19 protein-coding genes are annotated in these 23,304 nt (G+C 73.5%); 5 read left to right on the forward strand and 14 right to left on the reverse strand.

Annotated elements, in window-relative coordinates:
• The 7 genes from ACSTA4_RS24205 to moeZ form a co-directional block, all read right to left on the reverse strand.
• Positions 1-1,116, reverse strand: a complete 1,116-nt coding sequence (locus ACSTA4_RS24205) for a TIGR03364 family FAD-dependent oxidoreductase (protein WP_444964258.1) — start codon at positions 1,114-1,116, stop codon at positions 1-3.
• 159 nt (positions 1,117-1,275) lie between these two features.
• A complete protein-coding gene (locus tag ACSTA4_RS24210) occupies positions 1,276-2,058 on the reverse strand; it encodes a GntR family transcriptional regulator (protein ID WP_248771920.1) in 783 nt (260 codons plus the stop codon).
• 50 nt (positions 2,059-2,108) lie between these two features.
• On the reverse strand, positions 2,109-5,549 hold the full coding sequence (locus ACSTA4_RS24215) for an ATP-dependent helicase (RefSeq protein WP_444961140.1): 3,441 nt from the start codon (positions 5,547-5,549) through the stop codon (positions 2,109-2,111).
• Positions 5,542-8,724: an ATP-dependent helicase gene (locus ACSTA4_RS24220; protein ID WP_444964259.1), complete on the reverse strand. Its 3,183-nt coding sequence runs from the start codon at positions 8,722-8,724 to the stop codon at positions 5,542-5,544. Before ACSTA4_RS24220 ends, ACSTA4_RS24215 begins: the two co-directional genes overlap by 8 nt.
• 85 nt (positions 8,725-8,809) lie before the next feature.
• Positions 8,810-9,136, reverse strand: coding sequence for an MGMT family protein (locus ACSTA4_RS24225; RefSeq protein WP_444961141.1), 327 nt, complete (start codon positions 9,134-9,136; stop codon positions 8,810-8,812).
• A gap of 78 nt (positions 9,137-9,214) precedes the next feature.
• The gene (locus ACSTA4_RS24230) at positions 9,215-9,601 is read right to left on the reverse strand and encodes an SPW repeat protein (protein WP_444961142.1); all 387 of its coding nucleotides are present in this window, start codon (positions 9,599-9,601) and stop codon (positions 9,215-9,217) included.
• Positions 9,602-9,781: 180 nt separating this feature from the next.
• Positions 9,782-10,945, reverse strand: coding sequence for an adenylyltransferase/sulfurtransferase MoeZ (moeZ, locus tag ACSTA4_RS24235; protein ID WP_212642912.1), 1,164 nt, complete (start codon positions 10,943-10,945; stop codon positions 9,782-9,784).
• Positions 10,946-11,226: 281 nt separating this feature from the next.
• On the opposite strand from moeZ, the gene ACSTA4_RS24240 reads away from it, so the two are divergent.
• The 3 genes from ACSTA4_RS24240 (at position 11,227) to ACSTA4_RS24250 (ending at position 13,434) form a co-directional block, all read left to right on the forward strand.
• On the forward strand, positions 11,227-11,451 hold the full coding sequence (locus ACSTA4_RS24240) for a hypothetical protein (protein WP_444961143.1): 225 nt from the start codon (positions 11,227-11,229) through the stop codon (positions 11,449-11,451).
• A 264-nt stretch (positions 11,452-11,715) separates the two neighbouring features.
• Positions 11,716-12,354, forward strand: coding sequence for a TetR/AcrR family transcriptional regulator (locus tag ACSTA4_RS24245; protein ID WP_212642910.1), 639 nt, complete (start codon positions 11,716-11,718; stop codon positions 12,352-12,354).
• Between the two features lie 282 nt (positions 12,355-12,636).
• Positions 12,637-13,434 (forward strand): mechanosensitive ion channel family protein, encoded by a 798-nt coding sequence (locus ACSTA4_RS24250; protein WP_248771926.1) that lies wholly within the window; start codon positions 12,637-12,639, stop codon positions 13,432-13,434.
• Positions 13,435-13,536: 102 nt separating this feature from the next.
• Here the strand turns inward: ACSTA4_RS24250 and ACSTA4_RS24255 are convergent, their stop codons facing one another.
• The 3 genes from ACSTA4_RS24255 to ACSTA4_RS24265 all read right to left on the reverse strand — a co-directional run bounded on the left by ACSTA4_RS24255 (position 13,537) and on the right by ACSTA4_RS24265 (position 15,208).
• Positions 13,537-13,779, reverse strand: a complete 243-nt coding sequence (locus tag ACSTA4_RS24255; RefSeq protein ID WP_013154833.1) for a hypothetical protein — start codon at positions 13,777-13,779, stop codon at positions 13,537-13,539.
• A gap of 272 nt (positions 13,780-14,051) precedes the next feature.
• The gene (locus tag ACSTA4_RS24260) at positions 14,052-14,363 is read right to left on the reverse strand and encodes a DUF6401 family natural product biosynthesis protein (RefSeq protein ID WP_047870279.1); all 312 of its coding nucleotides are present in this window, start codon (positions 14,361-14,363) and stop codon (positions 14,052-14,054) included.
• Between the two features lie 161 nt (positions 14,364-14,524).
• A complete protein-coding gene (locus ACSTA4_RS24265) occupies positions 14,525-15,208 on the reverse strand; it encodes a ferritin-like fold-containing protein (protein WP_444961144.1) in 684 nt (227 codons plus the stop codon).
• A 562-nt stretch (positions 15,209-15,770) separates the two neighbouring features.
• Between ACSTA4_RS24265 and ACSTA4_RS24270 the strand changes: the two genes are divergently transcribed.
• Both ACSTA4_RS24270 and ACSTA4_RS24275 read left to right on the forward strand, forming a co-directional pair.
• A complete protein-coding gene (locus ACSTA4_RS24270; RefSeq protein WP_444961145.1) occupies positions 15,771-17,321 on the forward strand; it encodes a DEAD/DEAH box helicase in 1,551 nt (516 codons plus the stop codon).
• A gap of 189 nt (positions 17,322-17,510) precedes the next feature.
• A complete protein-coding gene (locus tag ACSTA4_RS24275) occupies positions 17,511-18,383 on the forward strand; it encodes an alpha/beta fold hydrolase (RefSeq protein WP_444964260.1) in 873 nt (290 codons plus the stop codon).
• Positions 18,384-18,468: 85 nt separating this feature from the next.
• On the opposite strand, the gene ACSTA4_RS24280 is transcribed toward ACSTA4_RS24275, so the two are convergent.
• The 4 genes from ACSTA4_RS24280 to typA all read right to left on the reverse strand — a co-directional run bounded on the left by ACSTA4_RS24280 (position 18,469) and on the right by typA (position 23,188).
• Positions 18,469-19,491: an MBL fold metallo-hydrolase gene (locus ACSTA4_RS24280; RefSeq protein WP_444961146.1), complete on the reverse strand. Its 1,023-nt coding sequence runs from the start codon at positions 19,489-19,491 to the stop codon at positions 18,469-18,471.
• 110 nt (positions 19,492-19,601) lie between these two features.
• Positions 19,602-20,477, reverse strand: a complete 876-nt coding sequence (locus ACSTA4_RS24285) for a PHP domain-containing protein (RefSeq protein ID WP_248771930.1) — start codon at positions 20,475-20,477, stop codon at positions 19,602-19,604.
• Positions 20,478-20,538: 61 nt separating this feature from the next.
• Complete coding sequence (locus ACSTA4_RS24290; RefSeq protein WP_444961147.1) at positions 20,539-21,204, reverse strand: DUF6758 family protein; 666 nt, start codon at positions 21,202-21,204, stop codon at positions 20,539-20,541.
• Positions 21,205-21,295: 91 nt separating this feature from the next.
• A complete protein-coding gene (gene typA, locus ACSTA4_RS24295; protein ID WP_013154841.1) occupies positions 21,296-23,188 on the reverse strand; it encodes a translational GTPase TypA in 1,893 nt (630 codons plus the stop codon).
• Between the last annotated feature and the right edge of the window lie 116 nt (positions 23,189-23,304).

Here is a 23,304-nt window from a genome sequence, read left to right on the forward strand (position 1 = left end):
CTACCAGCCCAGTTCGTTGGCGGTGGTCTCGGCGATGGCCGGGGAGCAGGTCATCCCGCGTCCGCCCGGTCCGGTGACCAGCCAGGCGTCGGGGCCCACGGGGGCGCGGTGGACGACCCGGGAGGGGTCGGCGCACTGGGCGTAGACGCCCGCCCAGCGCTGGCGGATCGGGGGCAGCGGTCGGCCCAGGAGGCGGCCGGCGACCCCGGCGAGGTGCTCGTAGGGGTCCTCGGCGGTGTCGAAGGAGAAGGGCGCGTCGTACTCGTGGGTGTCGCCGATGGTCAGGGAGCCGTCGGCGCGCTGGACCATGAGCAGCTGCATGCGGTGGTCGCGCGCGGTGGGCGGCTGGGGCTGGGCCTCGTTGAGGGCGTCCAGCTCGGGGCCCCGGTAGGCGGGGTAGTAGCGGAAGCTGTCGCCGTCGGCGACGGAGGTGGTGAGGGTCTCGCCCAGGGGCTCGGTCTGGGCCATCTGGAGGCGGACGCGGCGCACGGGCAGGTCGGGGACGAGTTCGCGGACCAGGCCGCCGAGCCAGGCGCCGGTGCACAGGACCACGGCGTCGCCCCGGTGGACCTGCCCGTGGTCGTCGCGGACGGCGCCCGGTCCGGCCAGGTCGCGGACCTCACGCCCGGTCAGGAGGGTGTAGCGGCCGCTGCGGACGAGTTCGGCCTGGAGGGCGGCCTGGGCGGTGCGGGGTTCGACCTGGGCGTCGCTGCGGCACCACAGGGCGCCGAGGTGGTCGCCGCGCAGGGCCGGGTTGACCTCGCGGGTCCGCTCGGGGCTGAGGAGTTCGTAGCCGCGCTCGGCGGCGTCGCCGCCCCGGGCCGCCGCCTCGGCCACGGCCAGCTCGTGGCCGGTGGTGGCGACGGTGAGGGATCCGGAGGCCCGGAAGCCCAGGGCGGGGACGCGCTCGGCGATCTCCTGCCACAGGACGCGGGCCCGGCGGGCGGCCTCCAGTTCGGGGCCGGGGGCGCGTCCGCCGACCCAGACGAGGCCGAAGTTGCGGACGGAGGCGCCGCGGGCGGCCGCCTCCCGTTCGAGGTGGACGACCTCGTGGCCTCGGGAGACGGCGTGCCAGGCGTGCATGGTGCCGAGGACTCCGGCACCGACGATGATCACTCGCATGCTTCGAGGTTCGCCGGTGCGGATGGAGGCGACCGAGCGCGGCGGGGACGCCCCGGTGAACCGGGGCCAAACTTTGGACCAGACCCGTTATCATTCCGATATAAAGCTGCCCGGCGGGCGGGGCCGCGCTCCGGCACCCGCCGACGGACGCCCCTACTCGCGCCCGTCCCCGGCCAGGTGGACGCTGAAGCTGAACCGGTCGCCCCGGTAGAGCGAGCGCACCCGTTCGAAGGGGCCGCCCTTCTCGTCCCGGGAGACGCGGTGGATGAGCAGCATCGGCAGCGCCGGAGGGGTGCCGATGAGCAGGGCCTCGCGCGGGGCGGCCAGCACGGTCTCCAGGCGCTCGTCGGCGTCGCCGAACGTGATGCCGACCCTGTCGGCGAGGTAGCCGTAGAAGGTGGAGTCCGGGTCGAAGTCCACGTCCAGGCGGGGCACGCGCGCCACCGCGATGTAGGTGGACTCCAGCCCCACCCGCTCGTCGTCGGCCAGCAGCACCCGCTCCAGGTGCCAGACCGGCTCGCCCGGGCTCAGGTGCAGCTCCTCGGCCAGCCGGGGCGGGCAGGGCCAGCTGCGCAGGTCGATGAGGGAGCGGCCCGGCCGCAGCCCCTGGCGGCGCACGCCCTCGGTGTAGCTGGCCAGGGACAGGGGCTGCTCCAGCTTGGGACCGGCCACCACCGTCCCGCGCCCCCGGCGGCTGAGCCTGCCCTCCAGCAGGAGGTCGCGCAGCGCCTGGCGGACCGTCTCGCGGGCCGCGCCGAAGCGCTCGGCCAGCTCTCGCTCGGTGGGCAGCGGCTGGCCCACCGTCAGACCGGACACCAGCTCGGTGAGCTGTATCCGGACCGCGTAGTACTTGGGGACGCGCCCGTGCTCGGGGACGCCCGCGCGCACGGGGGCGCCGCTGTCCTGGGGGATTCCTGGGATCGACACGCGGGTCATTGTCCACCACACCGGTGAACGGACGGCGACCCGCGGTGGTGGCGGAGCTCTCACCCGGGTTCGGGGACGGCGTCGATGAGCGCGGCCAGCCCCTCGGCGTCGAGCAGGTCCGCGGGGCGCACGGTCAGCCCGGCCCGCACGTAGTGGAAGGCGGCGCTCACCTCCTCCAGGGCGACCCCGGCCAGATCGGCCCAGGCCAGCCGGTAGGCGGCCAGCTGCACGCCCACGGCGCGGCGCTCGGGGCCGTTGCCGGGCGGACTCCCGGTCTTCCAGTCCACCACGTCGTAGCGGCCGGAGGCGGGGTCGTGGAAGACCGCGTCCATGCGCCCCCGCACGAGCCGGTCGCCGATGACCGTCTCGAAGGGCACCTCCACCTCGACGGGCACGCGCGGGCCCCACTCGCTCTCCTCGAAGCGGCTCTGGAGGTCGGCGAGGTCCTCGTCCCGGCCCGCCGTCTCGTCGGCGGCGCCGGGCAGCTCGTCCAGCAGGGCGGCGTGCTGGCCGAACCGCTGCTCCAGCCAGGCGTGGAACGCGGTGCCCCGGCGCGTGTGCGGCGCGGGCGGCCGCGGCAGCGGCCTGCGGATCTGCCGGGCCAGGGCGGAGGGGTCGCGGGCCAGCCACACCATGGACGACACCGACAGGTGCGCGGGCAGCTCGACCTGGACCGTGCCGTCCCCGGACCCCGGCCCCTCGGCGCGGCGGTGGGCGAGCAGCAGCTCGGTGTCGCGCTCCCAGCCCCCGATGCGGCGGCGCAGCCCGGGCGGCGGCGCGGCCTCCTCGGCGGGGTCCGCCTCCCCCGCGAGCAGGCGGGCGCGGGCGCGCTCGACCAGGGCCGCCCCCTCGGCGATCTGGGCGCGGCGGTCGCGCGGCCGGTCCGGTTCGGCGCCCTCCTCCGGGGGGACGGAGGCGTCGTCCTCCGGCGGCGGCCACACGGCCGTGCCGTCGTCCTCCTCCTCGTAGGGGTTGTCGTCGGGGTCGGGCCTGGGCTCCCAGTGCGCGACCTCCCCGGCGCCGTCCTCGCAGGCGAGGCGGATCTCCTCCAGGAACGGGGAGGGGCCGCGCTCGCTCGCGGCGTCGGTCCCCCACCAGTGGCCGGTGCACAGCAGGGCGAAGGAGGCGCGGGTGACGGCGACGTAGGCCAGCCGCCGCTCCTCCAGCAGGTGGCGCTCCCGTTCGGCCTCCTTGAACGCGTCGATGCCCTTCTTGTCCACCGCCAGGAGCTCGGGCAGGTTCTGGCGGTCGCCGCGCAGCCGGTAGGGCAGCAGGTGCTCGCCCTTGATCCACATGTCGCCCTCGGACAGGCTCGTGGGGAACAGCGGGGCGTACTTGCCGCCGCTGACGCCGGGCACGACCACCACGGGCCACTGGAGCCCCTTGGAGGCGTGCACGGTCATGAGCTTGACGGTGTCGCTCCCGCCGACGCGCTCGCCGGGGGCCAGGCCGCTCTCCCGTTCGGACGCGGCACGCAGGTAGCTGAGGAAGCTGCCGAGGGTGGGGTCCTCACTGCTCCCGGCGAAACGGACGGCGTGGTCGACGAAGGCGTCCAGGTCGGCGCGTGCGGACAGGGGGTCGCGGCCGCTGCGGGCGCCCACCTCGATGTCCAGGCCGAGCATCCGCTCGGTCTCGGTGACCAGGTCGGGCAGCGGCTGGCCCACGAGCTTGCGCAGGGAGCGCAGCTCCTCGGCGAGGCGGCCCAGGCGCTCGTAGGCGGTCGCGGAGTACTTCCCGGCGGGGCCGGGGTCGTCCACCGCGTCCACCAGGCTGCCGCTCTCGGCGGTCAGGTCCAGGACCGTGCGGCGCAGGATGTCGTCCTCGGCGCTTCCGTCGGGCTCGGGCGCGGTGAGGTCGCGCCGGGTCTGGCGGGCCAGCTCGGCCGCGCGGGCCCCGAGGGCGGCCAGGTCGCGCGGGCCGATCCGCCAGCGCGGCCCGGTGAGGATGCGCGCGAGCTCGTTGCCCGCGGAGGCGTCGTGGACCACGCGCAGGGTGGCGATGATGTCGCGGACCTCGGGCACCATCATGAGCCCGCCCAGGCCGACCACCTCCACCGGGATGTCCAGCGCCTCCAGGGCCTCCCGGATCGCCGGGAACTGCGAGCGCTTGCGGCACAGCACGGCGACGTCGCCGGGGCTGACGCCGCCGTCCGCGGCGCCGCCCGACTCCCCGGGCGGCCAGGGCAGCCCGTCGGGGGCGGTCGCGGCGCTGCCCGCCCGGCCGGGGGCGGCGCGCAGGTAGCCGGCGACCTGCTCCGCGATCCACCGCGCCTCCTCCCGCTGCCCGATGAACAGACCGGTCCGGACGGTGCCGCGGCCGCGCCGGGCCGGGCCGGGGTAGAGCACGGGCACCTCGGCGCTCTCGGCGCGCAGCGGCTCGGAGATGTGCTTGGCCACCTCCAGGACCCTCTCGCCGTTGCGGAAGCTGGTGGCCAGGCGGCGCACGGACGCGGCCCGGCCCGGGGCGGCCGGGAAGTCGTTGGGGAAGTTGGCGAGGTTGGCGGCGATGGCCCCGCGCCAGCCGTAGATGGACTGGCAGGGGTCCCCGACGGCGGTCACCGCGTGGCCCTCTCCGAAGAGGGCGCGCAGCAGCACGAGCTGGGCGTGGCTGGTGTCCTGGTACTCGTCCAGCAGCACCACGCGGAACCGGCCCCGCTCGATGAGGCCGACCTCCGGGTGGTTCTGGGCGATGCGCGCGGCCAGGGACACCTGGTCGCCGAAGTCCATGGCCTCGCGCACGTGCTTGGCGTGCTCGTAGCCCTCCACGAGCGGCAGGAGCTGTTCGCGGCGCAGCTGGGCGTTGAGCAGGTTGCGGGTGGGCACCGCGGGTTTGCGCGGCAGGGCCTCGACGGCCGCGCGCAGCCACCGGCCGATGCCGCGCACCTGCTCGGTGGTGGTGAGGTGGTCCGCGATCTGCCCGGACAGCTCCAGGACCCGGCGGGTGACGGTGTCGGCCCCGACCGTGATCAGGTCCATGGGGCCGTCGTACTCACCGACCACGCGGGCGGCGATCTGCCAGGCCTGCCCCTCGCTGAGCAGCCGGGATGTGGGCTCGACGGCCTCGCGCAGGGCGTGATCGGCGACGATGCGCCCGGCGTAGGCGTTGTAGGTGGACACGGTGGGCTCGCCGTCGAGCAGCTCCTCGGGCAGCTGTTCGGTGGCGCGCAGCTGCTCCAGGCGTTTGCGCACGCGCTCGGCCAGCTCGGCGGTGGCCTTGCGGGTGAAGGTCAGGCCGAGGATCTGCTCGGGGCGCACGTGGCCGTTGGCGACCAGCCACACCACGCGCGAGGCCATGGTCTCGCTCTTGCCCGACCCGGCGCCCGCGATGACCACGCCCGGCTCCAGCGGGGCGCTGATGACCTCGGACTGCTCGGCGGTGGGCTCGGGCTGGCCGAGGAGGCGGGCGAGTTCCGGGGGCGAGAAGCGGGGACGGGGTCCGGGTTCGGGTTCGGGGCGGGGGCGGGACGGGGAGCTGCGGGGGTGGGGGTGGGTTTCAGACATGTCTGCCCTCGTCCTGAACCGGGCAGCAGGCGCGCACTGCGCACGACCTGCATCCCTTGTTGCGTGTCGCGGTGAAGCGGGACCCGCCCATGCCGGTGGCGACCTCGCGCACCAGCGTCCCGGCCCATCCGGGGTCGGGGTCCTCGCTCAGGGGCGGCTGGGGTTGCTCCCGGGCCTTCTGGATCTTCTCGCCGACCTGCACGAGCGCGGCGCCGCCCGGCTCGGTGAGGCCGAGCTTGGCGAAGGCGCCCTTGAGCACGGCCATCTGGTAGACGCCGAGCTGGGGGTGGCGGGCCAGGTCGTCGGCCTTGTTCTTGCCGGTCTTGATGTCCACGACCACGGCCCTGCCCCGGTCGTCGCGTTCGAGGCGGTCCACGCGGCCGGTGATCTCGATGCCGCCCACGTCCACCCGGAAGCCCTCCTCGGTGACGACGAGTTCGCGGTCGTTGGCCGCCTCCCAGTCCACGAGCTTGCGGACCATCGTGTCGGCCCGGTCGCGCTGGGCCCTGGCCTGCCAGGGGCCGCCGAAGTCCAGGTCGGCCCAGATCTCGTCCATGCGCCCGCTGATCTCGTCGGGGGTGCTGCCCTGGGCGACCAGGACGGCGACGGCGTGCACGACGGTGCCCAGGGCCGAGGCGGAGTCGCCGGAGGAGGCCCCGGCGGCGCGTTCGAGGAGCCAGCGCAGCTGGCAGTTGGTGAAGCTCTCCACCTGGGAGGGCGAGACGCGGATGGTGTCCTCCGGCTCCGCGAGGGGTCGGTCGTCGGTGAAGGGGGTGAGCGCGTACCACTCCGCGGGGTCGGCTCCGCGCACGCCCTCCTCGGCCAGGCGGGCCAGGTGGGTGGCGGCGGCCTCGCGCAGCGGTTCGGGAGCCTCGGGGTCGGTGACCACCGAGCGCAGGTCGGCGACGAGCGAGGGCAGGGACAGCCAGCGCAGGCCGGTGCTGACGGGTTCGGGCTCGCCCACGCCCATCTCGGTCAGGAAGCGCGAGGGCCGCTCGTCGGTGTCCTCCCCTCCCACGGCGGTCACCACCAGGGTGCGGCGGGCGCGGGTGAGGGCCACGTAGAACAGGCGGCGCTCCTCGTCCAGGAGCTTGGAGGCCAGGGCCGCCCCGGAGGAGTCGGCGGAGTGCACGTCGGTGTCGACGAGTTCCTCCACGCCGAGCAGGGAGCCGCGCAGGCGCAGGTCGGGCCAGTCGCCCTCCTGGGCTCCGGCGACCACGACCAGGCCCCACTCCAGCCCCTTGGAGCGGTGGGCGGTGAGGATGCGCACCGCCTCGCCCTCGGGCGCGCGCTCGGCGAGGCTGTCGCCGGGGATCTCCTGGGCGGCGAGGTCCTCCAGGAACCCCGCGGGGCTGCCCGGGGGAAGCCGGTCGCAGTAGCGGGCGGCGCTCTCGAAGAGGGCGACCACGGCGTCCAGGTCGCGGTCGGCGGCGGCGCCCCGGCGGCCCCCGGCCAGGCTGGCGCGCAGCAGGCGGTCGGCCAGGCCGCTGTCGCGCCACAGCTCCCACAGGACCTGTTCGGCGTCGGCCCCCCTGGCGTCCAGGTCGCGGACGGTGCGCAGGGCCTGGGCGACACGGGTGGCGGGCGCGGCGATCTCGGGGTCGACGAGGGTGAGCTCGGCCGGGTCGCGCAGGGCGTCCACGAGCAGCTGTGAGGAGGGCCGGTAGGCGCCGCCCCTCTCCGGGCTCCCCTCTTCCCGGCTGCCTTCCTCCGGGGCGTCCCCCGCCGAGGCGCCGCCGTCGTGGGCGCGGTCCAGGTCCAGGCGGCGCAGCGCGCGCACGAGCCTGCGCAGCCGTACCGTGTCGGCCTCACCGAAGGGGCTGGTGAGCAGTTCGCGCGCGGCGTCCTCGTCCAGCTCGGCCGGGGCCAGCCCGTAGCGGATCAGCGCGAGCAGGGGGCGCACGATCGGCTCGGCGGCCACGGGCAGGTCGTCGGAGCCGACCGCGACCGGGACCGAGGCGGCGGTCAGGGCGCGGCGCAGCACCGGCAGCTGCCGGGTGGAGGAGCGCACCAGCACGGCCATGTCCGACCACGGGACGCCGTCCACCAGGTGGGCGCGGCGCAGGGTGTCGGCGACGACCGCGGCCTCCTGGGCGGCGCTGTCGGCCAGCAGCACGCGGACCTCGCCGTCGGGCACGCCCTCGGCGGGGGTCAGGTCGCGGTGCTCGTTGACGTGGCCGCGGGCGGAGGCGACCGCGGGCAGGCGCCGGGTCAGTCCGCGCGAGGCCGACAGCAGGGCGCGGCCGCTGCGGCGGCAGGTGCGCAGCGCGACCACGGGCGCCTCGGTGCGCCGCGCGGTGGGGAAGCGGCGCGGGAAGTCGAGGATGCCCCGCACCTCGGCGCCGCGGAAGGCGTAGATGGACTGGTCCGGGTCGCCGACCGCGACCAGGTCGCGGCCGTCCCCGGCCAGGGCCCGCAGGAGTTCCTCCTGGGCGGGGTCGGTGTCCTGGTACTCGTCGACGAACACCGCCTCGTGGGCGGCGCGCTCGCGCTCGCGGACCCCGGGGTCGGAGAGCAGGTTGGCGGCGACGCGCACGAGTTCGGCGTAGTTGAGCGTGGGCACGGGGGCGATGTCGAACCGGCCGGTGTAGCGGTCCAGGAACCCGGCCGCGGCCACCCAGTCGTCGCGGTCGCGGTCGCGGCCGAGCGCGGCCAGCTCGTCCGGGCCCATGCCGCGTTCCTGGGCGCGCATGAGGAAGTCGCGCAGCTCCTCGGCGAACCCGCGGGTCTCCAGGGCGGGGCGCAGGCGCTCGGGCCAGTCCGGCGCGCCGTCCAGGGCCTCGCCCCGCAGGAGTTCGCGGACCTCCATGAGCTGTTCGGGCCCCGAGAGCAGGCGCGGCGGCAGGTCGCCCATGCGCTGGAACTCGCGCCGGATCAGGGCGTAGGCGTAGCTGTGGAAGGTCAGGGCCAGCGGTTCGCGGGTGGTGCGGCGCAGCCGTGCGGTGATGCGCTCGCGCAGCTCCTGGGCGGCCTTGCGGCTGAAGGTGAGCACCAGCACGCGCGAGGGGTCCGTGCCCCGGTGGTCGATGCGGTCCACGACCGACTCGACGATCGTGGTGGTCTTGCCTGTTCCGGGACCGGCGAGCACCAGCAGGGGCCCGCCCTCGTGCTCGACCACGCGCCGCTGGTTCTCGTCCAGCACCGGCGACGGCGACACCCGGTGGGCGCGCCGCACGAGACGGTACGGAGATGTGTTCACCCGTCCAGTTCACCAGAGGGTGGCGACCATCCCGCACGTCATCCCCGCCACAGCGGGCCGCTCAGCCCCCGTCCTCCCCGTCCCAGCGGGCCCTGCGCATGTCCACGCGATCGCTTCCCGGGCGCATGGGCGTGCCCTCCGCCGCGTAGTGGGACAGGGCGCGGACCTCGTTGCAGGAGGGCGGTCTGCCGTCCGCGCGCACCACGCGCCACCAGGCCACCGCACCGCCCCAGAAGGACATGACCGAGCCGACCTGGCGGGGTCCTCCCCTGCCGACGTACTCGGCGATGTCGCCGTAGGCCATCACCCGTCCCGACGGGATCCGCTCGACCACCGCCAGGACCTCCTCGGCGTAGTCGTCCGGCCCGCCCTCCGCGTCCTCGAACACAGGCGGCAGCCTACCGGGGACCGCCGACACGGCGGGGCCCGCCGCGGAGGCGGACCCGGCGTGTGCGCGGTGTCGCGGTCAGGCGGTGACCTGATCGCCGTGCGCGCCCCAGGCCAGTTCGGGGTCGCGCCTGCGGGCCTGGCGCGCCTTGACGAGGCCGAACGCCCCCAGCAGCGCCACGACGGCGCCGAGGACCCACGCCGTCCAGGCGGCGGCGGTGAGGTCGGTGAAGCCCAGCAGCCACGGCATCACGAAGACCAGGACGCCGATCGCGAGGACGCCCGCCTCGCTCGACAGCGCCCCCGGCCGGGTGATGGAGATGACCGAGGCCACGATGACTCCCAGCCCGAGGACGAACATGGCGCCCCCGCCGAAGCCGTACATCCCGTGCCAGATCCAGCTCAGTCCCAGGGCCAGGCCGGCGAGGATCGCCACCCAGTCCGCCCAGCGTCCCCTGCGTCCCATGGAGCCACCTCCCGAGGAGCGGGCCGCCGTCGGCCGACGGCCCCTGACCGCACCCCTACCCATCCGGCGCGCTGAGCAGGCACGACGGCGGGCCGGGGCTCGGTCCGGGGCGCGAACGCGGCGGGGCGGTGCCGGAAGTCACCTCCCGGCACCGCCCCGTCCCCCGTCGGGCCCGTCCGTCTAGTACTCGGGCAGGCTCGGGTCGACCTGGTTGATCCAGGCCAGGACGCCGCCGCCCACGTGGACGGCGTCGGAGAACCCGGCCGCGTGCACCGCGGCCAGCGCCTCGGCGGAGCGGACGCCCGACTTGCAGTGCAGGACGATGCGCCGGTCCTGCGGCAGCTGCTCCAGGGCCCTGCCGTTGAGGAACTCGCCCTTGGGGATGAGCGTGGCGCCCGGGATGCTGACGATCTCGTACTCGTTCTTCTCCCGGACGTCCACGAGGAAGATCTCCTCGGGCTTGTTGTCCAGCAGGTCCTTGAGCTCGCCCGCGGTGATCGTGGAACCGGCGGCGGCCTCGGTGGCCTCCTCCGACACGGCGCCGCAGAAGGCCTCGTAGTCGATGAGCTCGGTGACCGGCTCGGTGTCGGGGTCCTTGCGGACCTTGACCTCGCGCCAGGTCATCTCCAGGGCGTCGAAGATGAGCAGGCGGCCGACCAGCGGCTCACCGATGCCGGTGATCAGCTTGATGGCCTCGTTCACCATGACCGAGCCGATGGAGGCGCACAGCACGCCCAGGACGCCGCCCTCGGCGCAGGAGGGCACCATGCCGGGCGGCGGGGGCTCGGGGTACAGGTCGCGGTACTGGGGCCCGTACTCGTTCCAGAAGACGCTGACCTGGCCGTCGAAGCGGTAGATCGATCCCCACACGTACGGCTTGTCGAGGATGACGCAGGCGTCGTTGACCAGGTACCGGGTGGCGAAGTTGTCGGTGCCGTCCAGGACCAGGTCGTAGTCGGCGAAGATCTCCAGCGCGTTGTCCGACTCCAGGCGGTCCTGGTGCAGGATGACGCGGACGCCCGGGTTGACCTCCTTGATGCTGTCCCGGGCGGACTCGGCCTTGGGGCGGCCGACGTCGCTCTGTCCGTGGATGACCTGGCGCTGGAGGTTGGACTCGTCGACGACGTCGAAGTCGATGATGCCGAGCGTGCCCACGCCCGCGGCGGCCAGGTAGAGCAGCGCCGGGGAGCCCAGGCCGCCCGCGCCGACGACCAGGACCTTGGCGTTCTTCAGGCGCTTCTGCCCGTCCATACCCACGTCGGGGATGATCAGGTGACGCGAGTAACGGCGCACCTCGTCCACGGTCAGCTCGTCAGCTGGTTCCACCAGCGGCGGCAGCGACACGGTGACTCCTCATGTCTGTTCGGGTTGCTTCGCACCGCCCGTAGCGCGGGGGCCACCGGGCGAGGGGCGGGGAGGCGAAGCGTGCTTGCACTCATACCCAACCTAACGGGTGGGGTATTGCATTCCCGTCACCGGGAGGCGTGGAGCACACCCTCCGCGGGTCCGTCCCCGCCCGTCACAACCAACGCGGCGTGCGAGTTCATCCCCGGGGCCGCGCGTACCGGCCGGGGCGGCGGGTAGTGGTCGGGCGTACGCACGGCGACGACGTTGGGGAGGACCCCGTGGCACAGGAGAACCGTTCCGTGGGACGACGCCCGGCCGCCGGAGGGGACCCCTCGGCCGAGGTGCCCGAGGCCGACGCGGTCGAGCAGCGCGCGTCCGCCGGGGCCGACGGGGGCGGGGACGGGTGGGAGGAGCCGTCCGAGGAGAGCTTCGAGCACGCCGCCGAGGCCGACGTGGTCGAGCAGGCCCGCGAGGCGGGCGTGGACGAGGAGGAGCGGCGCTGACGGGGCCTCCCCCGCCCGGGGCCGCGTCCTTTTTCCTCCGCTTCCTCCCGGCCGCCGATCGCGGCCCTGACCACGTGTTCGGCCGGTGCCGCACCGTGCCCGCCAAGGGCCCCGACCGGCTTCCCGCTGCTCACGGGGAACTTACGCCGGAGTAGGATGAGGGGGACCGCTGCGGAGCGCGCCACTGGCCGCGGTCCGCAAGCACTAGCCACGCAGATGTCCGGTTATGGCGTGCATCTGCCATGCCGAGTTCGGAGGGTCGGTGTGACAGCTCCTTCAGACTCCCGCGCCCGGGGGACCCGTCTGCCCCGGGTCAGGCGCCGTCGCCAGCTCCTGGCGGCGGCCCAGGAGGTCTTCGTCGCGCGCGGGTACCACGCGGCGGCGATGGACGAGATCGCCGACCGCGCCGGAGTCAGCAAACCGGTCCTGTACCAGCACTTCCCGGGGAAGCTGGAGCTGTACCTGGCCCTGCTGGAGGAACACTCCGAGGTCCTGGTCGACAAGCAGCGCGAGGCCCTGGAGAGCACGGACGACAACCGCCAGCGCGTCATCGCGAGCTTTCGCGCCTACTTCGACTTCGTCGCGGGCGACGGCGAGGCCTTCCGCCTGGTCTTCGAGTCCGACCTGCGCAACCTCCCGGCCGTGCGGGCCAAGACCGAGGAGACCTTCCAGCGCTGCGCCGAGGCCATCGGCGAGGTGATCCGCCAGGACACCAGCATCTCCGACGAGGAGGCGCACCTGCTGAGCATCGGGCTGGTCGGCATGGCCGAGACCAGCGCCCGGTACTGGCTCAACAGCCGCGGTTCCGTGCCCAAGGACGCCGCCGAGCAGCTGGTGGCCCGCCTGGCCTGGCGCGGGATCAGCGGCTGGGACCTCCAGCGCGGCTCCGGCGAACAGGCCTAGCGGGCGCGACCGCCCCGAAGGCCCCGTGCGCGCACGGGGCCTTCGCCTTTCCCGGAGGTTCCCGGAAAGCGCCCCGGCACACGGAAAAGGAATTTCTTCCCACCGTCGGGCAAGGAATGTCCCAAAAAAAGGTAATCACCTCCGCTTGCGTGGGACAAGCGATTCAATTGCCGCCCTCCGGGTATCGCCGGAATGAGAAGTAACGCACTTCTCTTCGCCGTATCCGCCCGGTCCTTCGCTTCGAAGCCCCGGCGGAGCAAGCGATTTGGGGGTGAAGACGTTATGGACATGGGTCAGGGCCTGTCGACGGCCTGGCAGGCGGTGGCGAGTTTCGTGCCGCTGCTGATCGGCTTCCTGGTGATCCTGGTCCTGGGATGGATCATCGCCTGGCTGGTGGGCAAGGCGGTCGCCAAGGGTCTGCACGGAGTCGGACTGGACCGCGCCCTGCACCGCGGAGGTGTGGGCGAGTACCTCGAGCGCAGCCGGTGGAGCGCCAGCGAGCTGTGCGGAAAGATCATCTACTACGTCGGGCTGCTGTTCGTGTTCACGCTCGCGTTCAGCGTCTTCGGACCGAACCCGATCAGCACGCTGCTCAACGACGTCATCTCCTGGATCCCGCGCGGCATCGTCGCGCTGGTGATCGTGGTGGTGGCCGCGATGATCGCCAAGGCGGTCCGCGACATCGTCTCCGGCGCGCTGGGCGGCCTCTCCTACGGCCGCTTCCTGGCCAACGCCGCGGGCGTGTTCATCCTGGCCCTCGGCGTCATCGCGGCGCTGAACCAGATGGGCGTGGCGGTGACCGTCACCGTGCCGGTGCTGATCGCGGTCCTGGCCACGATCGGCGGCATCCTCGTCGTCGGCGTGGGCGGCGGCATGATCGAGCCGATGCGCTCGCGCTGGTCCCGCTGGCTGGACGTGGCCGAGCGCGAGACCGGCCGCATGAGCGAGGAGAGCAGCTACCGGGCCGGACGCGAGGCGGCCCTGGGCCGTCCGGCGGCCGCCGAGCGCACGGAGCCGCGCGAGGGCGCGACCTCCCAGAGCGCGCGGCGCGGCACGGGCGGCGAGCCGCCCGCTCCCTAGCCGGGGACGCGGACACGGAACGAGGGCGGGGCCGTGCGGCCCCGCCCTCGCCGTGTGCCGTCAGGGGCGCTGCGCGGGCCGGTGCGAACGGCCCGCGGGCCCCTAGAGGAACTCGGAGTCGCGCAGTTCCAGGCGGGAGAGGTGCTCGATCCGCCGGAAGGTCAGTACGACGGAGGCGATGATCGGGAGGAAGGCCAGCCAGAAAGCGGCGTTCCCGGGCCCGGTGAAGACCATCGACACCAGCGCGACGACGAAGATCAGTGCGAAAAGCGCGAAGTCGACGCGGTCCTGTTGGATCAGGACGCCGACCGGTGGGCGCGCCGCCCCATGCCGACCGCTCCTCATTCGCCTTCCTTTCTCGCGGCTCTGCGGGCCGCTCCGCCAGTTACGGCGCCTGTGGATCCGTTTTCCGGACCGACATAACGCCGTCAGTCCCAGGTTGCATTCCGCAGGGCCCTGGTTCCGCCGCGGTGCGCCGGGCCGTCGTCGGCCGCTGTGGAGTCACCGGTACTTTTCAGCGTACGCCCGATGACGGGTTTCCACCGGAGAACGGGCAGGGGCGGGGGCCACGAGGAGCTCGGGTTGTGGACCACACCGTTCTGCGGACGCCACCAAACCTAGCGGACGAAACCGCGCTCCTTGGCCAGTCGGCAGATCGCGAGGATGCGCAGCGTCTCCCAGTCGTACTCGACCGCCTCGGAGTCCCAGCCCCGTTCGAGGCAGCCGTCGAGGAACCCGTGCAGGTAGGTGCCCAGGGTGCGGGCGTTGAGCTCGCCGCCGGAGGAGGTGATGCCTTCGCACACCTGTGCGGCGTGCTGGTCCAGCTCAGCGCACATCCAGGGTTCGATCGGGGCGCCGAGGGGGCCAATCCGGTGGAAGTCACGGGTGAGTCCGGCCAGCGGATGGCGCACGGAGGTCCCACTGGGCATGGAAGTACCTACTCGCGTGGTCAGGAGACGGAAACTTCATCGATTTTACGGCCAGTGCCCAACGAATCGTCACGAAAGTGTTGGATATTACCCGCGCTTGACCAAGGTCGCACAGGTCCCGGTCAAGGACGGGCAAGGAATCGGGCCGCCGCGACGGCGGTTCAGGCGGTCAGCCCCATGGCCTTGAGGCGGTCGGAGTGGCGGTCGGTGAGCGAGGCGAACATCCGGCTGACCGCGGCGAGGTCGCCGAGCCCCGTGCCGTCCGCGTCGTGTCCGCCGCCCCCCGCCAGGAGCGCGGCCAGCCGGGGGCGAGAGACCGCCACCGCCTGCGCCTGGCTGAGCGCCTCGCCGACCAGGCGGCGCGCCCACAGGGACAGGCGCCCGACCAGTTTGGGGTCCTCCTCCACGGCGGCGCGCACCGTCGCGGAGACGAACTCGGCCCGGCCGGTCTCGGCCAGGACGCCCTCGACCAGGGTGCGCGTCTCCTCGTCGGCCAGCTCGGCGACCTTGCGGTAGAAGTCCCCCGCGATGCCCTCGCCGACGTAGGTCTTGACCAGGCTCTCCAGCCAGCTCTGCGGCTCGGTCCTGGCGTGCCAGGCGTCCAGCGGCTCCACGAAGGGCGCCATGGCCTCCTCGGGCACGGTGCCCAGCTCCTCCAGCCGGTCGCGGAGCGACTGGTAGTGCGCCTGCTCGGTGGCGGCGAGGGCGGCGAGCTGACCCTTGGAGCGCAGCGACGGGGCCAGGACCGCGTCGTCGGCGAGGCGGAAGAAGGAGCCGAGCTCCGCGTAGGCGAGCAGGCCGAGCAGGTCGATCACGCCGGGCTCGGCGGAGGGGCCGTGGGTCATGCCCGCCAGGGTATCGCCAGGCCGTCCGGGCGCCGAACCGGGGACTAAACGGACCGAAGGCACGGTTGTACACGCCGGGAGCGGGTACGGTCCAAGCCGTCCACAGCCCGGTGAACTGGTATGTCCACCTGGCGAGTCACCAGCTAGACTCTGCGTGATGACCGGTGTGTGCGCCCGACGCGGACATCTCCCTCACACACGCGGGATCTCCCACGTACCGGCGCCGCGGAGGCGGCGCCCGCACAGGCGCGGACCCCACCGACGGTGGCCCGGACCGCGCGAGGAACAACGACGAACCACGGATGCACCCCGTTCCGAGCGGGGACGGTCCCGATCCGCGGCCGGACAACCCCTGCGCCGCACGGGTCCTCACGGCAGCGCCACCGCACCGTTCCGCGAGAGGAACGACCGGTGAGCCGCGCCCCCCGCGGCGGCCAGGAGCCGTCCGCGACCGCATCCCGCCGCGGCCACGCCAACGTTGCGGCCCGCCAAGATGGAGGCTTGAGCCCTGAGCAGCACAGAAGAGACGACCAAACCCAAGACGACCTTCCGCGACCTCGGTGTGAACACCGAGCTCGCGGACGCCCTGGAGGCGGAGGGGATCGTCGAGCCCTTCCTCATCCAGGAACTCGCCCTGCCGATCGCGCTGGGCGGCAGCGACATCATCGGCCAGGCCCGTACCGGCACCGGTAAGACCCTGGCCTTCGGCCTGCCCCTGCTCCAGCGGTCCCAGAAGGACCCCGGAACGCCCAAGCGGCCGCGCGCCCTGGTCGTGGTCCCCACCCGCGAGCTGGCCATCCAGGTCGCCGCGGACCTGACCACCGCCAGCAAGCGCAGCGGGACCCGCATCCTGACCGTCTACGGCGGCCGCTCCTACGAGCCGCAGGTCAACGGGCTCAAGGAGGGCACCGACGTCGTCGTCGGCACCCCGGGCCGCCTGCTGGACCTGGAGAAACAGAAGCACCTGCGCCTGGACGGGGTGTCCGCGGTGGTGCTGGACGAGGCCGACAAGATGCTCGACCTGGGCTTCCTGCCCGACATCGAGCGCATCCTCACCAAGACCCCGGACGAGCGCCAGACCATGCTCTTCTCGGCCACCATGCCGAGCGAGATCGTCTCCCTGTCGCGCAAGTACCTGCACCGCCCCACGCACGTGCGGGCGAGCGACGACGACGAGATCGACGGCTCGGCCATCACGGGGCAGATCACGCAGCACGCGTTCCGCACCCACCAGATGGACAAGATCGAGATGCTCGCCCGCCTGCTCCAGGCCAGCGACCACGGCCAGAGCATGGTGTTCTGCCAGACCAAGCGGGCCTGCGACCGGGTGGCGGGCGACCTGGAGGCGCGCGGGTTCGCCGTCGCGGCCGTCCACGGCGACTTGGGGCAGAGCCAGCGCGAGCGGGCCCTGCGGGCCTTTCGCAACGGCAAGATCAACATCCTGGTCGCCACCGACGTGGCCGCCCGGGGACTGGACGTGGACGACGTCACGCACGTGGTCAACTACGAGACCCCCGAGGACGAGAAGACCTACACGCACCGCATCGGCCGCACCGGCCGGGCCGGGCGCAGCGGCACCGCCGTCACCTTCGTGGACTGGCAGGAGATGCCGCGCTGGAAGCTGATCAACGGCGCCCTGGGCCTGCCCTTCCACGAGCCGGAGGAGACCTACTCCACCTCGCCGCACTTCTTCGAGGCGCTGCGGATCCCGGCCGGGACCAAGGGCAAGCTGGCCGAGGACCGGCGCGACGAGCACGCGGGCCTGGAAGCCGAGGAGATCGAGGACATCGGCGACACCGGTGTGGCGCGCGGTGAGCGCGGCGGCCGGCGGGGCCGGAGCCGCGGCGAGGGTGCCCGCTCGGGCGGCGGACACGGTGAGAGCGGCCGTGACGAGGGCGGGCGCGGTCGCGGCCGCAACCGTTCGCGTCGGCGCACCCGCGGCGGCCAGAGCGCGGCCGGGGCCGAGACCGCCTCGGGCGCGAAGCCCGAGAGCGCGCCCGTGGCCCAGGAGGCGCCGCGCGAGGGCGCGGCCCCCTCCGACGAGGGCGCGCGCAGGGTACGGCGCCGCCGCCGCACCCGCGGCGCGGTCCGCAGGGACCCAGAGAACACCTGACCCCTCCCGGCGCCCGCCCGTGGCGGGCGTCGCGGCCGTGCGCCCCGCGGCCGGATCGCGGGGCCCCGGGACCGACCTCCGCGCCGGTCCCGGACGTCGGCCACGGCCCGGGTTATCTCTGCCCGGGTCGGCGATCGTCTAGGGTGACCCGACGTGAGTACACCTCAGTTCATCGACCTGCCACCGGGCGTGCGACGCGCCGATCTGAACCTGTCGTACGGTCCGGTGGCCGCCCTGCGGGCGCTGCCCACCTCCGGCGGCCCCGAACTGGCCCCCGCTGTCCTGGTGCACGGGTTCACCGGCAGCAAGGAGGACTTCATCGCCCTCCTCCAGAGCCTGGCCCAGGCCGGGCGGGAGGTGGTCGCGATCGACCTTCCCGGCACCTACGAGTCGCCGGGCCCCGAATCCCTCTCCCCTCCCCCGGGCGTGCGCAGACCGGACTACGGCCTGCCCTCCCTGGGCGCGGTGGTCGCCGAGGTCATGGACCAGATCGGTGACGGCGGCCCCGTCCACCTGCTGGGCCACTCCTTCGGCGGGCTGGTCTCCCGGGAAGCCGCGCTGGTGGAAATGGCTCCGCTGGCCTCGCTCACCCTCCTGTGCTCGGGCCCCGGCGCGCTGAGCGGCCCGGGCGCGCACACGGCGAGCGCCCTCGTCGCCGCCGTGTCCATCAACCCCACCGCCGAGCGGCTCCGCGAGCTGTGGGAGGAGCAGTTCGACTCCGTGGCGCGGGCCCGCAGCCCCCGGACCGAGATCCGCGAGTTCCTGCGCGAGCGGCTGCTGAGCAGCAGCGCCGTGGGCCTGATGCACATGGCCGAGGAGCTGGTGTCCGCACCGGACCGCGTGGACGAGGTGGCCCGGGTGGACGCCCCCAAGCTGGTCCTGTACGGCGAGAACGACGACGCCTGGCCGCTGGAGGAGCAGGACCGGATGGCCGAGCGGCTGGGCGCCAAGCGCCTCGTGGTGCCCGGCGCCGGACACTCCCCCAACGTGGAGGCGCCCGAGACCGTCGCGAGCGCGCTGACCGCGTTCTGGAACGAGGCGGAGTCGGTGGGCCGCCGCTGACCCCGGCCCGCACGGCGACGGCCGCCGTCCCGTCCGGGCGACGGGGCGGCGGCCGTACGGGGGCGGGGCCCCGGGAGGTCCGTGCTCAGACCCAGGAGTCGAAGTTCTTGCCCTCGGCCGCCGCGGTGGTGGCCGGACCGCGGTCGGGCAGGATGCGCGTGTCCGGGGGCAGGGACAGCAGCGCCTCGCCGATGGAGGCGAGCTGCGTGGTGTAGTCGATGTAGGTGTTGCCGACCATGCCGGGCTCGCCCTTGCGCAGGGTGTCGCCGCCGAAGACGACGCCGCGCTCGCTCAGGTAGTAGCCGACGGTGCCCGGGGAGGTTCCGGGCAGGGCCAGGACGTCGATGTGCAGCTTGCCGATGTCGAGGGCGCCCTGGCCCTCCACCTCGATCTCGGGGCGGTGCTCGGCGCCGTGGTGGCGGCGCCAGGCGCGCATCTCGCGGGGGTGCAGCGCGATGGGGGCCTCGGACTCCTCGGCGACCTTGATGGCCGACTCGATGTGCGGGCTGTAGGCGTTGGTGCAGGCCACCAGGTAGACCTCGCGCTCACCGACGGCCGCCAGGATCGCCTCGGCGTCGTGGCCGGGGTCGATGACGACGACGCCCTCGTCGTCGGCGTCGATGATCCAGGTGTTGCTGACGACCGGGTACTCCTCGCCGTCGAACTCGAAGGTTCCGGCGGTGCGCACGCGCGTGATGCCGTCGGCGTCGGGGCCGGTCACCCCGGCTTCCCCGCCCTCGTCCGCGAAGACGTCGGCCTTCACCGGCACCTCGTCCTCGGCGGGCTCGTCGTCCTCGTCGTCCTCGTCGGAGTCCTCGGACCCGTCCGCCTCCCCGGCCTTGTCCGTCTTCCCGTCGTCGGCGGGGTCCTCGGCGTCCTCGTCCTTCTCCGCCTCGGCGAGCTCCCCGGCGTCGGCGGCGGGCTCCGCGGCGCCGTCGTCGGCGGCCTCCGCGGCGGCCTCGGCGGTCCCGGCCGGGTCCTTCGCCGCGTCCTCCGAGTCCCCGTCCCCGCCTGCGGCGGTGGTCTCCTCGCGCTCCGCCGCGGCCTCCGCAGCGGAATCGGTGGCCTCCTGGCCCTCCTGCTTCTTCGACTTCCGATTCCAGAACACGGCTCAGACCTCTCGACTTCGTCCGGGTATGGGTGGTTGCGCTGCGACCATTGTCGCGCTCCCGCACAGTGGTCGGTACCGTACCGGACCCCGTGGCGGCGACACGCGGTTCACCCTCGTAGAAGGGGGACCCCCGTCGCGGGCGCCACCAGCCGTTCGAACGCCTCCGGGTCGGTGGTCCTGCACCCCAGGCGGCGGCCGGTGAGGCTTCCGTGGTCGTCGCTGGAGCCGGTGACCAGCACGCCCAGCTCCTCGGCCACGCCCCGCCAGTGGCGGGCCTGGTGCCGGTTGTGCGAGGGGTGGTCGGCCTCGATGGCCCCCAGTCCCGCCCCGGCCATGCGCTCCACGAGTTCGAGGGGGACAGCGCCGTTGAGGGCGCCCTCCGCCCGCCCCGGGTGCGCCAGCGAGCAGACCCCGCCCGCCGCCCGGACCAGCTCCACCGCGCGGACCGGGTCGATCGCGTACCGCGAGACGTAGGCCGGGCCGCCGGAGCCGATCCAGCGGTCGAAGGCGTCCTGCACGTCCTTGGCCGCACCCGCCTCCACGATCGCGCGGGCCAGGTGCGGGCGGCCGATCGTGTTGGCGTCGGCGTACTCGTCGCGGCCGGCGCCCGCGATCTCCAGCACCCGCTCCCAGGTGACGCCGACCCCGTGCTCGTGGAGCTTGCGGACCATCTCCTCGGCGCGGGAGGCGCGGTCGGAGCGGACCCGGCGCAGTTCGCCGTCGAGCGCGGGGTCCTCGGGGTCGAACAGGTAGCACACCAGGTGGACGCTGGACCCGGCGTGGGCGCAGGAGAGCTCCATCCCGGGGACCAGGGTGAACCCGGGGGGCAGGTGCTCGGCCGCCTCCCCGATGCCGCCGACCGTGTCGTGATCGGTGAGGGCGAGCACGTCGAGACCCGCGGCGACCGCGTGCTCGACGACTTCGGCGGGTGTGTCGGTTCCGTCGGAGACCGAGCTGTGGGCGTGCAGGTCGATACGTGTCACCGGGCGATTGTACGTAGGACATGGTCCGGCGCGCTCGGCCGGGGCGGAACCCCTCGCCGGTTCAGTCCGCGTCCCGCCGGGGCGCCAGGGCCCGGGTGAGGAACGGGCTGGGGGCGCCGAAGGGCGGTTCCAGGGAGAGACCGCCGTCGCGGATGTCGCGCAGGTCCCGCAGGGAGCCGATCTCGCACATGAGCACGCCGGTGTCGGCGGAGGCGAAGACCAGCCACAGCCACTGGGCGAGCGCCTCGCCGGTGTAGACGGCGCGGTCGGGGCCCACGTCCAGGCTCCACAGGGCGATCTCGTGGCCGTCGAAGCGCACCTTGGCGTCGGCGGCGGAGGCATCGAAGCCGTGGCCGGGGTCGGGGCCTTCCAGCCCGGCGAGGCGGGCGCCGAGCCCGATCCCCGGGTCCTCGGCGACGATGACCACCTCGCCGACGCCGCCGACCAGGTCGGGCCCGGAGAGGGCCACGGCCGTGGCGAGGGCGCCGCTGCGGTCGTCACCGGCCTCGGCGAAGCCGGTGACCACCCAGTTGGCGGGCAGCGGCCAGGGGATCCAGACCGGGACGTGCGCCTGGGGCAGGAGTGCCTCCAGAGCGGCCGCCCCGGGGGCGCGCACCTCCTGCAGGGGCGCCACCGGGCCGTGGGCGTCACACTGCCAGGCGCTGGTCCACAGCCCCGGAGGCTGGACCGCGCGCCCGCAGCGGGGACACGTGGGCTCGGACTTCATGCTGCTCAGGGGTCTACCCGAGGGGACCGGCCGGAAAACGCGCCGTGGGCGGGCCGCCGGAGCGACCCGCCCACGGGCGGCTGCAGCGGGCCTACTGCTGCTGGCGCTTCTTGTTGGCCGTCATGCGGCCGCGCTCCTTCTGGTCCAGGACGACCTTGCGGATGCGCACGTGCTCGGGGGTGACCTCCACGCACTCGTCCTCGCGGCAGAACTCCAGGGCCTGCTCCAGGGACAGCTTGCGCGGCGGCACCAGGCGCACCAGCTCGTCGCCGGTGGCCGAGCGCATGTTGGTGAGCTTCTTCTCCTTGGTGATGTTGACGTCCATGTCGTCGGCGCGCGAGTTCTCGCCCACGATCATGCCCTCGTAGACCTCGGTGCCCGGCTCGACGAAGAGCGTGCCGCGCTCCTGGAGGTTGAACATCGCGAACGCGACGGCGGAGCCGGCGCGGTCGGCCACCAGCGACCCGTTGGGGCGGGTGCGCAGCTCGCCGAACCACGGCTCGAACTTCTCGAAGACGTGGTGGGCGATGCCGGTGCCGCGGGTCTCGGTGAGGAACTCGGTGCGGAAGCCGATGAGGCCGCGGGAGGGCACCAGCCAGTCCATGCGCACCCAGCCGGTGCCGTGGTTGACCATGTTCTCCATGCGGCCCTTGCGGATGCTGAGCAGCTGCGTGATGGCGCCCATGTACTCCTCGGGGGCGTCCACGGTGAGGCGCTCGACGGGCTCGTGCACCTTGCCGTCCACGACCCGGGTGACCACCTGCGGCTTGCCGACGGTCAGCTCGTAGCCCTCGCGGCGCATCTGCTCGACCAGGATGGCCAGCGCCAGCTCGCCGCGGCCCTGCACCTCCCAGGCGTCGGGGCGCTCGGTGGGCAGGACCCGCAGGGAGACGTTGCCGACGAGCTCCTTGTCGAGGCGGTCCTTGACCAGGCGCGCGGTGACCTTGGCGCCCTTGACCTTGCCGACCAGCGGCGAGGTGTTGGTGCCGATGGTCATGGAGATGGCGGGCTCGTCCACCTGGATGAGCGGCAGCGGGACCGGATTCTCCAGGTCGGCGAGGGTCTCGCCGATCATGATGTCCTCGATACCGGCGATGGCGACGATGTCGCCGGGCCCGGCCTTCTCTGCGGGCTTGCGCTCCAGGCCCTCGGTCATGAGCAGCTCGGTGATCTTGACCTGCTGGGTGCTGCCGTCGGTGCGGATCCACGCGACCTGCTGACCCTTGCGCAGCTCGCCCTGCTGGATGCGGCACAGCGCCAGGCGGCCCAGGAACGGGGAGGCGTCCAGGTTGGTCACGTGCGCCTGGAGCGGGGCCTCCGGGATGTACTCGGGGGCCGGGATGGTGTCCAGGATGGTGCTGAACAGCGGCACGAGGTTGTCGTTGTCGGGCACCGTGCCGTTGGCGGGGCGCTCCAGGGAGGCCTTGCCGTCGCGGGCGCAGGCGTAGACGATCGGGAACTCGATCTGCGACTCGTCGGCGTCCAGGTCCATGAACAGCTCGTAGGTGTCGTCCACGACCTCGGCGATCCGGCTGTCGGGCCGGTCGACCTTGTTGATCACGAGGATGACGGGGAGCTTGGCCTGGAGGGCCTTGCGCAGCACGAAGCGGGTCTGCGGGAGGGGGCCCTCGCTGGCGTCCACGAGCAGGACCACGCCGTCGACCATCGACAGTCCGCGCTCGACCTCGCCGCCGAAGTCGGCGTGGCCGGGGGTGTCGATGATGTTGATGACCACGTCCTCGCCCTCGGGCGTGGTGTAGTGGACGGCCGTGTTCTTGGCGAGAATGGTGATGCCCTTCTCGCGCTCCAAGTCGTTGGAGTCCATCACCCGGTCGTCGACGTCCTGGTTCTCCCGGAACACACCGGACTGCCAGAGCATGGCGTCAACGAGGGTCGTCTTGCCGTGGTCCACATGGGCCACGATCGCGACGTTGCGGAGGTCGCTGCGGCGTGCGGAGCCCTCGACGGGCGTAGCGCTGGACATGGGAAAGCTCGATCTCCTGGTACTGGGAAGAACCGCGGAGTGCCACGGCCCACCGCCAGTTTATGCGGTCATGGCGGACTGCTGGGGAAACGTGCAGGCCGCCGCCGTCACGGTCC

It is taken from the genome of Nocardiopsis sp. M1B1 (assembly GCF_052466615.1).